14 protein-coding genes, 1 tRNA gene and 4 pseudogenes are annotated in these 15,129 nt (G+C 57.2%); 11 read left to right on the plus strand and 8 right to left on the minus strand.

The window, feature by feature from the left end:
- Nucleotides 1-45: 45 nt before the first annotated feature.
- The 3 genes from P6U16_RS10150 to P6U16_RS10160 all read right to left on the minus strand — a co-directional run bounded on the left by P6U16_RS10150 (nucleotide 46) and on the right by P6U16_RS10160 (nucleotide 1,833).
- Nucleotides 46-639: a TadE/TadG family type IV pilus assembly protein gene (locus P6U16_RS10150; protein ID WP_277703626.1), complete on the minus strand. Its 594-nt coding sequence runs from the start codon at nucleotides 637-639 to the stop codon at nucleotides 46-48.
- 19 nt (nucleotides 640-658) lie between these two features.
- Nucleotides 659-1,285, minus strand: coding sequence for a TadE/TadG family type IV pilus assembly protein (locus P6U16_RS10155; protein ID WP_277703627.1), 627 nt, complete (start codon nucleotides 1,283-1,285; stop codon nucleotides 659-661).
- Nucleotides 1,286-1,419: 134 nt separating this feature from the next.
- Complete coding sequence (locus tag P6U16_RS10160; protein ID WP_277703628.1) at nucleotides 1,420-1,833, minus strand: pilus assembly protein N-terminal domain-containing protein; 414 nt, start codon at nucleotides 1,831-1,833, stop codon at nucleotides 1,420-1,422.
- A 291-nt stretch (nucleotides 1,834-2,124) separates the two neighbouring features.
- Here P6U16_RS10160 and P6U16_RS10165 point away from each other — a divergent pair, with 291 nt between their 5' ends.
- From P6U16_RS10165 to P6U16_RS10210, 10 genes and pseudogenes are all read left to right on the plus strand, one after another.
- Entirely contained in the window at nucleotides 2,125-2,307 is a 183-nt protein-coding gene (locus P6U16_RS10165; protein WP_277703629.1) for a Flp family type IVb pilin, read from the plus strand.
- A 169-nt stretch (nucleotides 2,308-2,476) separates the two neighbouring features.
- Nucleotides 2,477-2,959 carry a prepilin peptidase gene (locus P6U16_RS10170; RefSeq protein ID WP_277703630.1) on the plus strand — a complete coding sequence of 161 codons (483 nt, stop codon included), beginning with the start codon at nucleotides 2,477-2,479 and terminating at the stop codon, nucleotides 2,957-2,959.
- A gap of 193 nt (nucleotides 2,960-3,152) precedes the next feature.
- Nucleotides 3,153-3,968 carry a Flp pilus assembly protein CpaB gene (cpaB, locus tag P6U16_RS10175; protein WP_277703631.1) on the plus strand — a complete coding sequence of 272 codons (816 nt, stop codon included), beginning with the start codon at nucleotides 3,153-3,155 and terminating at the stop codon, nucleotides 3,966-3,968.
- 3 nt (nucleotides 3,969-3,971) lie between these two features.
- Nucleotides 3,972-5,536 (plus strand): annotated as a pseudogene (locus tag P6U16_RS10180) (type II and III secretion system protein family protein).
- A 94-nt stretch (nucleotides 5,537-5,630) separates the two neighbouring features.
- The gene (locus P6U16_RS10185) at nucleotides 5,631-6,281 is read left to right on the plus strand and encodes a CpaD family pilus assembly protein (protein ID WP_277703813.1); all 651 of its coding nucleotides are present in this window, start codon (nucleotides 5,631-5,633) and stop codon (nucleotides 6,279-6,281) included.
- A 32-nt stretch (nucleotides 6,282-6,313) separates the two neighbouring features.
- Nucleotides 6,314-7,603 (plus strand): annotated as a pseudogene (locus P6U16_RS10190) (CpaE family protein).
- A gap of 31 nt (nucleotides 7,604-7,634) precedes the next feature.
- Nucleotides 7,635-9,115 (plus strand): annotated as a pseudogene (locus P6U16_RS10195) (CpaF family protein).
- An 8-nt stretch (nucleotides 9,116-9,123) separates the two neighbouring features.
- Nucleotides 9,124-10,134, plus strand: a complete 1,011-nt coding sequence (locus P6U16_RS10200; RefSeq protein ID WP_277703632.1) for a type II secretion system F family protein — start codon at nucleotides 9,124-9,126, stop codon at nucleotides 10,132-10,134.
- Between the two features lie 13 nt (nucleotides 10,135-10,147).
- Nucleotides 10,148-11,133 (plus strand): annotated as a pseudogene (locus P6U16_RS10205) (type II secretion system F family protein).
- A gap of 100 nt (nucleotides 11,134-11,233) precedes the next feature.
- Nucleotides 11,234-11,443, plus strand: a complete 210-nt coding sequence (locus tag P6U16_RS10210) for a SlyX family protein (protein ID WP_277703633.1) — start codon at nucleotides 11,234-11,236, stop codon at nucleotides 11,441-11,443.
- Nucleotides 11,444-11,532: 89 nt separating this feature from the next.
- Here P6U16_RS10210 and P6U16_RS10215 read toward each other — a convergent pair whose 3' ends face one another.
- The 3 genes from P6U16_RS10215 to P6U16_RS10225 all read right to left on the minus strand — a co-directional run bounded on the left by P6U16_RS10215 (nucleotide 11,533) and on the right by P6U16_RS10225 (nucleotide 13,817).
- Nucleotides 11,533-12,489 (minus strand): BMP family ABC transporter substrate-binding protein, encoded by a 957-nt coding sequence (locus tag P6U16_RS10215; RefSeq protein WP_277703634.1) that lies wholly within the window; start codon nucleotides 12,487-12,489, stop codon nucleotides 11,533-11,535.
- A gap of 269 nt (nucleotides 12,490-12,758) precedes the next feature.
- Nucleotides 12,759-13,412, minus strand: coding sequence for a peptide-methionine (S)-S-oxide reductase MsrA (msrA, locus tag P6U16_RS10220; RefSeq protein ID WP_277703635.1), 654 nt, complete (start codon nucleotides 13,410-13,412; stop codon nucleotides 12,759-12,761).
- A gap of 87 nt (nucleotides 13,413-13,499) precedes the next feature.
- The gene (locus P6U16_RS10225) at nucleotides 13,500-13,817 is read right to left on the minus strand and encodes a hypothetical protein (RefSeq protein WP_277703636.1); all 318 of its coding nucleotides are present in this window, start codon (nucleotides 13,815-13,817) and stop codon (nucleotides 13,500-13,502) included.
- Between the two features lie 305 nt (nucleotides 13,818-14,122).
- Between P6U16_RS10225 and P6U16_RS10230 the strand changes: the two genes are divergently transcribed.
- Nucleotides 14,123-14,212: transfer RNA gene (locus P6U16_RS10230), tRNA-Ser, on the plus strand.
- Between the two features lie 46 nt (nucleotides 14,213-14,258).
- Here the strand turns inward: P6U16_RS10230 and P6U16_RS10235 are convergent.
- Complete coding sequence (locus P6U16_RS10235) at nucleotides 14,259-14,633, minus strand: DUF4112 domain-containing protein (RefSeq protein WP_277703637.1); 375 nt, start codon at nucleotides 14,631-14,633, stop codon at nucleotides 14,259-14,261.
- Nucleotides 14,634-14,704: 71 nt separating this feature from the next.
- Nucleotides 14,705-15,121, minus strand: a complete 417-nt coding sequence (locus P6U16_RS10240) for a hypothetical protein (RefSeq protein WP_277703638.1) — start codon at nucleotides 15,119-15,121, stop codon at nucleotides 14,705-14,707.
- Nucleotides 15,122-15,129: the final 8 nt, after the last annotated feature.

Raw genomic sequence — 15,129 nt, forward strand, 5'->3', positions numbered from 1 at the left:
GCGGCGGCATTCACATTGCAAACGGCTCCGGCGGTGGCCGCAGCGTCAGGAGTTGCAATCCTTGCAGGTAATCTCTTCACCGATGCGCTGACGATAGTAATAGGTTTTCGACAGGTTGATGGTCTGTGCCTGAGAGGACAGATTCGGCGCAAACAACAGCAACTCGTGAGGCACAACCATTTCGGTGCGGACCACAAAGCTGTTGAGGATTGGAAGGTCCTTGGGAATCGCAATGATCGCCGCAGTCTCGTAAGGCCTATTGCCCTTCTCATCCCGCGACCACATTACAACACCGACCCCGGCGGCAGTTACCTTGATACCGGTGATCTTCAACGAGTAAGCGCCCCCATACGGCGTCATCACGCCGGAGGCAACGTCCTTCATGCTGTCGAGAAAAGCCTTGTTGACCTCGGTCTGCTGGGTGACGATATCCGCCACAGTGCTGGACGCGCGGGCGACTTTACGCGCGACGTTGAAGCCAAGCGACACCTCGAATGCACCTATATAGGTCATGATCAGAATAGGCGCGATGATTGCAAACTCGATTGCGCCAGTGCCCTTCCGGTCACGTCCGAAAGCCCCGAGAATCTTCGATAGTTCTGAAATTTTTGCCAAGCGGTCGCGTATTCCGATCATCATTGCTGCAATCCTCGATGGCTCAATAGTTCTCATTGCGGAACGCCGCGGTCGCGACCATCAGATAATCACTGGGCATGCTGCTGCCAGCCGGACGAAGGTTCGTCACATAGGGACGAACAAGATCTGCTGTTACCGACCAGCGGTAATAGGCCCGCACGATATTGACGGTTGTCGGACCGCCAGGCGAAAACGCAAAACCCGTGGTATCGAGATCGCCGTTGGTGGCACTGCCTTTTCTGGGGATGGTTGTCGGTATTTTTGAGAAATCGGCGAAGCTGCGAACATCCAGATAGAGCTTTTCTGCGTCGCATTTCAGCATGATGGAGATTTCATCACAAAACAGCTTCCGGAATTCTTCGGGAGACTTGTTCGTGGCTGCACTGCCCTGACCGAAGGTGATCTCACCGGTGCGAACCTTTCGCGCCATTGTATCGGTCGCATTGGCAAGCAGCTGTTCTCCAGTGAACGCCGCGAACGTTTCAAGCGATGCAAAGACGATGATCAAAAACGGCAAAGCGAGAATGGAAAACTCGATCGCAGAGGTGCCGTTCTTTTCGGAAAGCAGCCGACGGAACAAGCCTTTGCGACGTGCAGCAACCGGCGCCTTCACACCTGCCAACGCATTATCGTTTTCCTTGTCGATCATCTCTTCATTCCGCCACCCGTCACAAGATGAGGCAGTCTAGGAAAAGACAATTGATATTTCGTATGCAATGGAACTCGAAATTTTAAATGAAACCATCACCTCTTGGTAAGGATAGGCGCACGAGCATAGCGCCACTAATTGGCGGCCCCTTTTCGTTCCGCATGCACTTCGCAGTTCGGCGTGCAGGAGAGAACGGACCGTTCGGTTTGCTTGAAGACACGCACCGTATTGCCCTCGTCGATCGAAACGAGAAGGCGTTCATCGACGATAGCGTTTCCATCGACATCGAGAATGACAAGATTGGTGGTACCAAAGCTTTTGCCCGTCAGCACAATGGTTTTAGCGTCTGCCACCGTCGCATCCGCCACCTCTGAATTACCGATGATCACCTTGCTTACCGGTCGGTCGAGCTTCAGTACGCGGGCGTGGTCCATATAGACGCGCATCATCTCTTCACCTGCCTGGGCAGCAACCGGTGTCAGCTGAAACAGCGCTGCCATCGCAAATGCAAGCAATTGGACGCCGGTGGCTGAATTATGCGAAATCATGGCGCTTTCCCTGAAGACACTGAATTCGCCTAACATCCACTGGTTTGGTGAATGAAGCGTTAAGTCCAGGAATGTTACACTTGTACATACGCCGCGTGCTCGAACATCTGTCGCAGCGGCCTCCCGAATATTAGCAATTGGTTCACCAACGAATGGGGAGTAGGGCGTTAACACCTTGGTAACCGGATTCCTTAAGCCGATTGAAATTTGCCCTGTGTAGGTTTGCCTTCATCCGATCAACGGAAACAGTTGGCGGAAGTGCTGAACAACAATCGAAGTAGGAGAATTCACATGACCAAGATTTTCGCTCGTTTCCTCAAGGATGAATCCGGCGCAACCGCAATCGAATACGGCCTGATCGCTGCTCTCATCTCCGTCGCCCTTATCACCGGCGCGACGACGCTCGGTGGTGCTTTGAACACGCAGTTCACCGACCTTAGCACCAAGATGAATACAGCCAACGGCGCGTTCTGATCCCGCCAACGGTGTGCATTTTGGAAAACCGCCTCTTTCGGGGCGGTTTTTCTTTGGCCGCAATGGCTGAGTGTCAGGTTGGCACTTCGTTAAACCTACATCTGTATGTTGCCGTCTCTAAGATGGGTTCACGATCGCCGAAGTTGGCCACACGAACAGGGAGATACGCATGATCGAAGCCGCCATTTTCATCATCCTGCCGCTTTGCCTGGCGATCGCTGCATTTTCCGATCTGTTCACAATGACGATACCCAATCGCGTATCAGCCATAATACTGGGTGCCTTTGTTCTCGTCGCGCCGCTGGCAGGACTGGACTTGACCACGATCGGCATTCATCTCAGCGCGGGACTGGCGGTATTTGTTGTCTGTTTTGCGCTCTTTGCGCTCAACGTTATGGGCGGTGGCGATGCCAAGCTTCTGACTGCGAGTGCAGTCTGGTTCGGTTTCAATAACTCTCTGATCGAGTTTCTCATCTACGTGTCAGCCCTTGGCGGCGTCCTTGCAATCCTCGTTCTGATGATGCGCAAGCAGGAGAATACCATTCTGGCCTCTGGTCTGCCGGTACCTCATCTGCTTCTGACTGCGAAAAAGATTCCGTACGGCATCGCCATCGGAATGGGAGGATTTTTCGCCTACCCGTCCTCCCCTTGATGCAACTCGCCTTTGCACAGGCTTCCTGAAAACATCGCAAGCCGCTTCCATCGAGGCAAGACTACTAACGCAAATTCTCAGAAAGACTAAAGAAAGCATTTGTTAACCACGACCGTAAGCGCGTTGTTAACTATAATTACACCAATTCCTGACCATTCTGCGCCGAGAAGAATCTTGGGGCGCAGGAAGAATCATGAAACCGGTACGTGTTATCATTCTGGCAGTGGCTGTCGTGTCCGCAGGATTGGCCGGTTTCCTGGCGCTGAAGCTCACCAGCGGCAAGCAGGTCATCGAGATGTCGGAACCCGTCATCGAGCAGGCCCCCTCCGTCAACGTCCTCGTTGCCTCCAAGAGCTTGCCAGTCGGATCGCGGCTCAACGCGGATTCGATCCGCTGGATGGCCTGGCCGCAGGACGGCGTGGTCGAAGGCCTGATTACTGAGGACGCCCGGCCGAATGCCGTAGCGGACCTTGCCGGCGTTGTCGTGCGGCTGCCCATCTTCAATGGTGAACCTGTCCGGCAGGAAAAGATTGCCGATTCCTCCAGCCAAATCTTGTCTTCACTGCTGCCGGCCGGCAAACGCGCCGTGGCAACGGAAATCACCGTGGCAACAGGCGCCGGCGGCTTCATCCTGCCGAATGACCGCGTCGATGTCATCATGGTCCGCAAATCGGAGGGTGAAACCTTCCTGACAGAGACCGTGCTCAGCAATGTTCGCGTTCTGGCGATCGATCAACAGATCGAGGAAAATGCAGAAGGCGGCAAATCGGTTCTGGGGACCACGGCGACACTGGAACTCACGCCGGACCAGGCCAAGGTGATGACCGTCGCGCAACAGATGGCAGAACGCCTCTCGCTGGCTCTGCGCAGTGTTGCCGATGCTCAGGAATCGGACACGACGGCTGCAGACTATCTTCTTAGCGGCGACGGCATACCAACCATCCAAGTCATTAAATCGGGCTCGATCGTCAAGAATGACGGCGCCGCCATGAACCCTACCCAGCAATAGTGATTGAGCGGAGCTGAACGTGAACCGGATCGCAAAAAACTTCGTGCTTCTGTTGCTGGCGGCTTGTCATTCTGTCTGGCATTCTCGGGTTTGCCCGCGCAGATCGCACCCGACTTCGCCGCAGTTTCAGTGGCTGAAGCGGCCTCGTCGTCCATCGTGCGGATCACGCAAAGCGGTGCAGGCGTCAAGAAGACCGTCAAGCTCGGCCTTAACAAGGCCACTGTCATCGATTTGCCGACCGACGCCCATGACATTCTTGTTGCCGATCCGGAACTGGCCGATGCCGTAACACGCACGTCGCGCCGCATCTATCTCTTCGGCAAGACGGTGGGCCAGACGAACATCTTCATTTTCGGCCCCAATGGCGAGGAAATTGTCAGCATCGAGTTGGAAATCGAGCGTGATATCACGGGGCTCGAAGCCAACCTTCGCCGCTTCCTGCCGGATTCCGACATCAAGGTCGAGATCATCTCCGACAACATCGTGCTGACCGGAAGCGTCCGGACGCCGCAGGACGCATCACAGGCAGCGAATCTTGCCGAGATCTTTCTCAAGGGCGGTGAGGCGACGACACGCAGCATCACGGCTCAGGGAAACAACGGCGATGCAGACATTTTCGCTGAACAACGACAGGTCTCACAGATCGTCAATCTCCTGAAGATTGATGGCGAGGACCAGGTAACGCTGAAGGTCACGGTTGCCGAAGTCAGCCGGCAGGTTCTGAAACAGCTTGGTTTCAACGGCTCCGTCAGTGGCAGCAGTGGGGGCATTGCCTTCCGCAATCCAACCAATCTGGGCAACGCAATCGGCATCGGCACCACGGCAATGGCGACAGGGTCGATTGGTGCCGTCGATATCGCCAGCTACATCAATGCGATGGAGCAGGCCGGCGTCATGCGCACGCTAGCCGAACCAAGCCTGACGGCGATTTCCGGCGAACAGGCCAAGTTTTTCGTTGGCGGTGATTTCAGACTCCCAGCACACAGGAAGTGGGCGAAGACGAAGACGGCAACAGAGAAGTAACACGCGAAATTCAGACCGTGGAATATGGCATAGAGCTGAATTTCAAGCCCGTCGTCCTCGGCCCCGGCCGCATCAGCCTCAACATCGAAACCAATGTTTCCGAACCGACCTGGGAAGGGTCTGCGGTCACCGGCAACGGAACGCTGAGCATTCCAGGTTCGACCTATATGTCGATCCGGAAGCGCGAAGCAACAACCAGTGTCGAACTTCCCTCCGGCGGTTCCATCGTCATCGCAGGCCTGGTGCAGGACAATATCCGTCAGGCGATGTCGGGCCTTCCGGGACTTTCAAAGATCCCGATCTTCGGCACGCTGTTCCGCTCCAAAGACTTCATTCGCAACGAAACCGAACTGGTGATCATCGCCACGCCTTACCTGGTGCGCCCCGTAGCGCGCGGTGCTCTCTCGCGTCCCGACGATAATTTCAACGCCGCCAATGACGTTGCCAGCTATTTCCTCGGCGAGGTCAACCGCATCTACGGCCGCCGCGAAGGCGACGTTCCGACAGGCCAGTACCACGGCAATGTCGGCTTCATCTACAAATAGGCGGGGCATGGACATGAACGAACGCATTTTCAAGAGCCGCAGATCCGAAAGGCAAACCACCATGCCGACCCATTCTCGTCCCGACACGATCCGCATGGCGCGCAAGGTCGTTTTCGCCGCGGCGCTTGCTGTTTCGGCTGTATCGCTGACGGCCTGTGGCGCCAACCAGGATCGCCTGTCGACCGGCGCCCTGCCCGATGACTACCGTACGCGCCACCCGATCATGATCGCCGAAGCCGAGCACACGATCGACATTCCGGTCGCCAGCGGCGATATCCGGCTGCAACAGGGCACACGTGACGTCATCAGCGGATTCGCCGCCGACTACGCCAACTCATCCTCGGGACCAATCAATATTCTATTGCCCAGCGGATCCTCGAACGCGCATGCAGCCCATGCCGTGCGCCGTGAAATCCGCGGGCTGTTCGTTTCATCAGGCATTCCTGCAAGCCGGCTGTTTGAAACCAGCTATCAGGCGGGATCGCACGGGGACGCGGCACCGATCCGGCTCAGCTATCACGCCATAACGGCGAAGACCGAACCCTGCGGCAACTGGCCGTCTGATTTGATCTCCAACACATCCCAAAACCGCAATTATGAAAACTTCGGCTGCGCCAGCCAATCAAACCTCGCTGCACAGATCGCCAACCCGGCAGACCTGATTGCCCCTCGTAAGATGTCGCCGATCGATGCGGCTCGGCGCGGTCAGGTGATCAAGGACTATCGCAACATCGATACTGAATGATTTCGACGTACCGTTACCCCAGGGATAAGCCCATGAGCACGATCGACTACAAAATCGAGACCGGAACCAGGGACACCGATGCCTCGCTCGATGCCATGCGGCCTGCCGAGGTCGAGCATCTGCGCCCGCTTCCACGCATTTCTGTCCATGCCTTCTGCGAAACCGAAGGTATGCAGCGGATCATGGAGCGGTGTGGTCAGGATCGGCGCATGGCCAAGGTCAGCCTGCGTATCAACAGTGGCAGCATCGCGGCAGCCGCCAACATGTTCTCGACGGTCTCGACCCCGAACCTGATCATCCTGGAAACGTCGGCGGAACCGCATCTTTTGATGGAGGAGCTTGCACCGCTGGCATCCGTTTGCGATCCAAGCACAAAGGTCATCCTGATCGGGCGCTACAACGATATTCCGCTTTACCGCGAGCTCATCCGCAATGGGATCTCCGAATATATCGTCGCGCCGGTCGGTATGCCCGATGTGATGGGTGCGATCGCCGCAATCTTTGTCGATCCGGAAGCCGAACCCTTAGGCCGCAACATCGCCTTCATAGGCGCTAAGGGGGCTGCGGTTCATCGACGTTGGCACACAATTGCGCCTGGGGCATCTCCAATCTGTTTTCGACAGAGGTCGTTCTCGCCGATCTCGACCTCCCCTATGGCACGGCAAACATCAATTTCGACCAGGATCCGCCGCAGGGCATTTCCGAGGCCGTGTTTGCCCCCGAACGCCTGGACGAGGTCTTCCTAGACCGTCTTTTGACGAAATGCTCTGAGCATCTGTCCCTTCTGGCGGCGCCTTCAATGCTCGATCGTGCCTATGATTTCGATGTCAACGCGTTCCAGCCTATTCTCGAAATCCTGCAACGTAATGCGCCGGTGACGGTGCTCGACGTGCCGCATATGTGGACTGACTGGACCCGTTCGGTTCTGGCCGATGTCGATGAAGTGGTCATCACCGCCGTGCCTGATCTAGCTAATCTGCGAAATGCCAAGAACCTGTTCGATGCACTGAAGAAGATCAGGCCAAACGACAAGGTGCCTCATCTGGTGCTGAACCAGGTCGGCATGCCCAAGCGTCCCGAAATCGCACCGAACGACTTCTGCGATCTCGCTGGAGGTCCAGCCGGTGGCGATCATTCCGTTCGACGCGGTCTTGTTCGGCAATGCCGCAAATAGCGGCCGCATGATCGCGGAAATCGATAAGAAAGCCCCTGTGGCCGAAACCTTTTCGCAGCTTGCCCATCTGGTTACCGGCCGGGCGACGGCGAAAAAGGCCAAGAAGGGCGGGCTTGGCAAGATGCTCGGCATGCTCGGCCGCAAGTAAACGCCTCTGACACGAAAACCGGATTGAAAGCATGTTTGGGAAACGCGGAAACGAAGGCTTCGGCAAGAGCGGCACGGTCACTCCGACCGCACCGGCACCTATGCCTGCTGCAACCGCCGTGATGGAAAAGCCGGGGGCGGCCGCGCCCGTCCTGGCCGATCCGGTCCGGGACGCTGGCGCAACACCGGTCCGGGCACAGCCATCGCCACCACCGGCTCGGAAAAAGCCGCCCGCACCGAAGACTACTACGACACCAAGAGCCAGGTTTTCTCGGCACTGATCGACACGATCGACCTTTCGCAGCTTGCAAAACTCGACACTGAAAGTGCCCGCGAAGAAATCCGCGACATCGTCAACGACATCATCACGATCAAAAATTTCGCGATGTCGATTTCCGAGCAGGAAGAACTGCTCGATGACATCTGCAACGACGTGCTAGGCTACGGTCCGCTGGAGCCGCTGCTTGCCCGCGACGATATTGCTGATATCATGGTGAATGGTGCCGGTCAGACTTTCATCGAAGTCGGCGGCAAGACGATCGAGTCCGAAGTTCGGTTCCGCGACAATGCACAGCTTTTGTCGATCTGCCAACGCATCGTGTCCCAGGTCGGCCGCCGCGTCGATGAATCAAGCCCGATTTGCGACGCCCGCTTACCTGACGGCTCCCGCGTCAACGTCATCGCGCCGCCGCTTGCCATCGACGGCACGGCGCTCACCATCCGCAAATTCAAGAAGGACAAGCTGAAGCTCGATCAGTTGGTCAAGTTTGGCGCGATTACCCCGGAAGGTGCGGTTCTTCTGCAAATCATCGGCCGAGTCCGCTGCAACATCGTCATTTCCGGCGGTACCGGCTCGGGTAAGACAACGCTGCTCAACTGCCTGACAGGCTATATCGACCTCGAAGAGCGCGTCATCACCTGTGAAGACACGGCTGAACTACAGCTGCAGCAACCGCACGTCGTTCGCCTGGAAACCCGTCCGCCGAACATCGAGGGCGAGGGCGAGATCACCATGCGTGACCTCATCAAAAACTGCCTGCGTATGCGGCCCGAACGCATCATCGTCGGCGAAGTCCGCGGACCTGAGGTCTTCGACCTTCTGCAGGCCATGAACACCGGTCACGACGGCTCGATGGGCACGATCCACGCCAACACGCCGCGCGAATGCCTGAGCCGCATGGAATCGATGATCGCCATGGGTGGCTATACGCTGCCGGCCAAGACCGTGCGCGAAATCATCGCCGGATCGATCGACGTCATCATCCAGGCCGCGCGCCTGCGCGATGGCTCGCGCCGCATCACCCACATCACCGAAGTGATCGGGATGGAAGGCGACGTGATCATCACGCAGGATCTGATGCGTTTCGAAATGGACGGCGAAGACGCCAACGGCAAGATTATCGGCCGCCACAAGTCGACCGGTATCGGCCGCCCCCATTTCTGGGATCGTGCCCGCTACTTCAACGAAGACAAGCGGCTCGCCGCGACCCTTGACGCCATGGAAAAGGACTGAGTGACCTCATGTTCGGAATAGACATCACCATTTTGGCTATCGTCGGTCTCGTCGCACTCGCAACGGCCGGGCTAGCCTATGGTGTGCTGTTCTCGCGCATTGAAACCGAGAAGAAGGCTGAGAGCCGCGTCCGCAAGGTCAAGTCCGCCGAGACGGACCGGGTGAAGATGAAGCAGGCGCGCGATCGCATGAGCGAAATGTCGAAGCGGCGCAAGTCGGTTCAGGATTCGCTGAAGGATCTCGAAAAGAAGCAGCAGGAAAAAGCCTCCCGAAAGACACCGGCCATGAAGGTAAGACTGGTTCAGGCCGGTCTTTCGATCTCCGTCCCGCAGTTTTACATGATGAGTTTTGTGCTGGGTCTGTTCATCTCCATTCTGGTCTTTCTTGGGACTGGAAATCCGCTGGTGGCTGGTGGCCTTCTTGTCGTCGTGACTGCCGGTCTTCCCCGCTGGCTGATCAATTTCCTGATCAAGCGGCGCGGCAAAAAGTTTCTTGAAGAATTTCCGAATGCGCTTGATGTCATGGTTCGCTCCATCAAATCCGGTCTGCCGCTCAACGATGCAATCAGGTTGATCGCCAATGATGGCCAGGAACCAGTGAAATCGGAATTCAAGCGCGTTATCGAAGCTCAGCAGCTGGGCCTTAATATCCCGGAAGCCTGCGCCCGCATGGTCAATGTTGTGCCACTGCCCGAGGTGAATTTCTTTGCCATTGTGATTGGCATCCAAGCGCAGGCCGGCGGCAATCTTTCCGAGGCCATCGGCAACCTGTCAAAGGTTCTGCGCGAGCGCCGAAAGATGAAATCCAAGGTTCAGGCATTGTCGATGGAAGCTAAGGCATCGGCCTGCATCATCGGCGCGCTTCCGTTCATCGTTTCTTTTCTCGTGTACGTAACCTCACCCGAATACATGATGGTTCTGTTCACCGATCCTCGCGGCCACATGATTATGGGCGCATCCGCCGTCTGGATGAGCATCGGCATCTGGGTGATGCGCAACATGATCAACTTCGACATTTGAAAGCGGTTTTGCCATGAGCGAAGGCCTGATCAGCACACTGACCGATCCGAACGTGATTCTTGCGTTCCTCGTTTCGATCGCCGTCCTCGGCACGTTCTACACGCTGGCGGCTCCCTTTTTGAAGGGGCTAATCTTGAGAAGCGGATGAAGTCGGTGGCGACGGAGCGCGAACTGATCCGCGCCCGGGAGCGCGCACGTCTCAACACCGAGACTGTCGGCAATAAGGCGTCGCTGCGCGCGCAAAACAATCACTCGGTTCGTCAGATCGTTGATCGACTCAACCTGAAACAGGCCCTGATGGACGAAAAGACGGTCAATCGTCTGAAGTCGGCCGGCTACCGCTCGCAGAACGCCCTCAACACCTTCCTGTTTGCTCGCTTCTGTCTGCCTTTCGTATTCTTGGCCGTCGGCGCATTCTATATTTTCGGTCTCGGCTACCTCGGTGAAAAACCTCTGCCGATGCGTATCCTGGCCACGATCACCATCGCCTATCTCGGTTTCTATGCACCGAATATCTTTGTTTCAAATGCTGTCTCCAAGCGCCAGCATTCGATCACCCGGGCATGGCCAGACGCGCTCGACCTGCTGCTGATCTGCGTCGAATCCGGTATCTCGATGGAAATCGCCATGAAGCGTGTGGCAGATGAAATCGCGGCGCAATCAACAGCGCTGGCTGAAGAACTCGTGCTGACTACGGCAGAACTCTCCTTCCTGCCGGATCGTCGCGTCGCGCTGGAAAACCTGGGCACCCGGACCGGTCTCGATTCGGTCAGGGCCGTGATGCAGGCGCTGATCCAGGCCGATCGCTACGGTACGCCGATCGCACAGGCGCTGCGAGTTCTCGCGCAGGAAAGCCGCGACCAGCGCATGAACGAGGCGGAAAAGAAGGCGGCCGCCCTGCCGCCGAAACTGACCGTACCGATGATCCTGTTCTTCCTGCCGGTCCTGATCGCCGTCATTCTCGGACCGGCTGGCATCCAGGTTTCCGACAAGTTCTGACCTTACTCCCGGCAAACTGCCGAAGCGGTAGGCGATGACGGTGCTTTATGCTAGGCGTCGCGCTCACACGAGCGCACCGCCATATTGCATGGAGACGATCATGACGACCGAACAGACACGCCTCATACAACTCGAAGAGACGGTTGCGCATCAGACCAAGACCATCGAGGAGCTTTCCGACCAGCTGGCGGAGCAATGGACGGTTGTCGAGCAGGTCCGCGCCAAGCTTGACCGCCTGACCGAGCGTTTTCTCACCCTTGAAGAGCAAAGCATAGACGCACCCGCGAACGCCCCTCCCCCGCATTATTGAACGCTGTCGTTGGATAATCCGGACGGGACAAAGAAAACCGCCGGTCCTTAGGACCGGCGGTTCATCAGCAGACAGGATTGGCGACGACCTTAGTAAGGGCAGGCCTCGTCGGACATGTAGTCGTGAATCTGAATCGTACCTGCGATAATGTCAGCCTTGGCCTTTTCGACGGCTGCAGCCATTTCCGGGGTGATCAGGGCCTTGTTGTTGTCGTCGAGTGCATAGCCGACGCCATCTTCCTTCAGGCCGAGATTGGAAATACCGAAGGCATAGGTGTCATCCTTGGCGGACTTGAACGCATCATAGACGGCGACATCGACGCGCTTCAGCATCGAGGTCAGAACCTTGCCCGGCTGCATGCCGTTCTGGTTCGAGTCCACACCGATCCCGAGTTTGCCGGCATCTGCCGCTGCCTGAAGAACACCCACACCGGTTCCGCCCGCTGCGTGGTAGACAACATCCGAACCCTGGTCGATCTGCGACTTGGCAATTTCGCCACCCTTGACCGGATCGTTCCACGCATCTGGCGTCGTGCCAGTGAATGCTTCAAGCACTTTGACGTCCGCGCCGGTCGACTTTGCTCCGCCAACATAGCCGCATGAGAACTTGTGGATCAGCGGAATGTCCATGCCGCCGACGAAGCTGACGGTCTTTGTCTTGGAAGCCAGGCCAGCGAGAACGCCGACGAGGTATGAGCCTTCCTGCTCCTTGAACACGACGGACTTCACGTTCGGCAGATCGACAACCATGTCGATGATTGCAAACTTGGTGTCCTTGTATTCCGGAGCGACCTTTTCAAGCGCTGCGGCCCAGGAGAAACCGGCCATGACGATGGGGTTGTTGCCGTCGCCAGCAAAGCGGCGAAGTGCCTGCTCACGCTGCGCGTCGTTGGCAATTTCGAACTCGCGATATTCGATGCCGCTTTCGGCCTTAAACTTCTCGGCGCCGTTAAAGGCTGCCTCGTTGAAGGATTTGTCGAACTTGCCGCCCAGATCATAGATGATCGCGGGCTTGATATCGGCGGCCAGCGCTGTCGCCGACATCATCGAAAAAGCAAGGAGACCGAGGAGGGTTTTTTCATTGTGCAGCCCTGTTGTTGCTATTGATCTTGTTGGGTCCTCCCGCAAGCTCCTCTTTCGGGAGCGTGTCTGCGGTACCACCACTCCCGCACGGGAGGCTTGGCTGGGCAGCATCCTTGCATGCCTTCCACAAAAATTCACCCGAAATTTTTCAATTGGTAAAAAAAGATCATCAATGCAAAAAACCGGCAAAAATACCGGTTTTTTGAACGTTCAGATCAAAATTTGACCGGAGATCAGGCACCGATCGGGCAACTGACCCCGGTACCCTTGAGCCCGCAATAGCCACGCGGATTCTTGGCCAGGTATTGCTGATGCTCGGCCTCGGCAAAATAGAACCGACCCGCCATTTCGATTTCCGTCGTCACCTTGCCGGTATGACCAGCCTTGGTCAAAGCCGCCTGGAAAAGGTCTCGCGCAGCTCTCGCCTCCGCCAGTTGCTCGTCGTCACGGACATAGATCGCCGAACGATAGGTGGTGCCGATATCGTTGCCCTGGCGCATGCCCTGGGTCGGATCGTGCTCCTCGAAGAAGATCTTGAGGATATCAGCAAACGCGACCTTCGCCGGATCGTAGACAACCAGAACCACTTCCGTGTGGCCGGTAAGCCCCGTGGTTGTTTCCTGATAGGTCGGGTTCTTCGTATAGCCACCGGCATACCCGACCGCCGTCACATGGACGCCAGGCACCTGCCAGAGCAGACGCTCGGCTCCCCAGAAGCAACCCATGCCGAGCTCCACTTGCTTGTAGCCGGAGGGATACGGCCCCTTCAGGGCGTGTCCATTGACAAAATGGGTGGCTGATGTCGGGATTTCGGTCTCGCGTCCCGCAAGCGCCGTATCTGCGTCCGGCATCGCCGTCTTCTTGTTGAACATGTCGATCAGGAACATGGCTGTCTCCTTGTCATACTGACATTCTGACCGGTCATAGGGCCGGCACAACTATCGAATCTTAAAATCTGACGATCATCTTGACCCTCAGGCCGAGAACCGGCCGGCAGGGGCCGGACGCCGATAGGCGAGCATCCACAACAGCAACGCAAAAGCGAAAAGCACCGCGAAGGCCGGCTGAACGAGCAGCCAACGGATGGACCGCGTCCACATCGCCGGCTCCGCCTGCGCCTTTTCCAGCGACTGGACGGTGTCCAGCGCACTCTGCCCAATAGAGGCGACAGCAACGCCGAGCGGCGTGAGGACAACCTCGGATGCGGACACCGACTGGATTGTGTCCACCGAAGCGATCAGCACGCCGACCACCAGGAAGACAAAGCTCAACATCCTCAGCAGGAAACGCATGCAGTCTTCACCCCCGACCACGCGCTGTGGCCATCCTTCGAAGCGTCCGGCGCTCTCATCGAAACAAGAAATAGGGGCACCGGGCCGCGAGTGCAATGTGCGCTTCAAGGCTACGCCGTCACAAGAAGTCAAATAACTGTCAGAATTCAGTTGATCCCTTGGAATTCATCGGTATATATCGCGCCGGTCCGCTGGTTTGCACCATGCGACACCAAACGGGCTGGCCCTGGCCGCCCGATGCTCCGAAGAAAGCCTTCAGCTTTGCTTCAAATCCCCCGGCCTAACCACCGGAGGATCGATAAAACGGACAGGTGGCCGAGTGGTTTAAGGCGCACGCCTGGAAAGTGTGTGTGCGTGAGAGCGTACCGCGGGTTCGAATCCCGCCCTGTCCGCCATTTTTTCTTGTTGATGTTTCCCCTCACCCCTGGCCAATTCGCTCCCTCATTCGGGCATGCCGAAATGATCGAGAATGATCTTCACGTTGCGGCGGTGCGATTTGAAGTAGAGGTCGAAGATATCACCAACCAACGGGACGCTACCGACCAAACCGTCGAGCGCCACGTTGGAGACCATGCGGGCTAGCTTATGGGAGGGAACGCCAAGCCTGCGCGCCTCGTTGACGATGTAGAGCCCCACAAGAGCGCCGCCGGCATCGCCGGCGATCGGCAACAAGCCCAGAATCGAATCCGCCCCCAGACGGATGCTTGTGCCCGGCACATGGATGGCCGTGTCCATTACCCTCGCGAGTTGGCGCAAACGATTGAGCCTCTTCAGGTCGATATCGGTGAGGGGACTGAAAATCTCTTCGCGTTTCATAAGAACTCCTGCTGGTCAGAGCCAGCAATGGTCATGGCGCGTCAAAGTTCCGCGCCCTTCACTGTTCTTCGTCACCGCTTGCGGAGCTCAGGCTCGACCTTGATGGCCGTATCTCCGACGAAAACGATGACGAAGCCGCCACTTGCATCAATGTCTGCGGCCCATTGCTGCAGATCTTCCCAATACGGCGCTTGCATGTAGGCATCCGGCTGGGCCGGATCAACGAGCACGGTGATTTGCGGCCCCTGCGCATAGACCATCATATGCGCGAGGGTGGGTTCCCACGCGGGAGCCATCGATACATCCGTTATCCAGCGGCAGTGGAAGTCCGCGCAGAGTTGGGGGCGATCAGCATAGACGAGGCATCCCACGCCCGGTGCGCAGTGACGACAGACGGTATTCGCCGGTTTTGCCAGCGCATCGATATCGGGCAGAATGCAACAGAGAGAACACGCAGCGCAGGATCGCCCGGGCACGATATGGCTCATTCGGTTCA

Source organism: Rhizobium sp. 32-5/1, from assembly GCF_029537235.1.
Lineage (GTDB): Bacteria > Pseudomonadota > Alphaproteobacteria > Rhizobiales > Rhizobiaceae > Pararhizobium.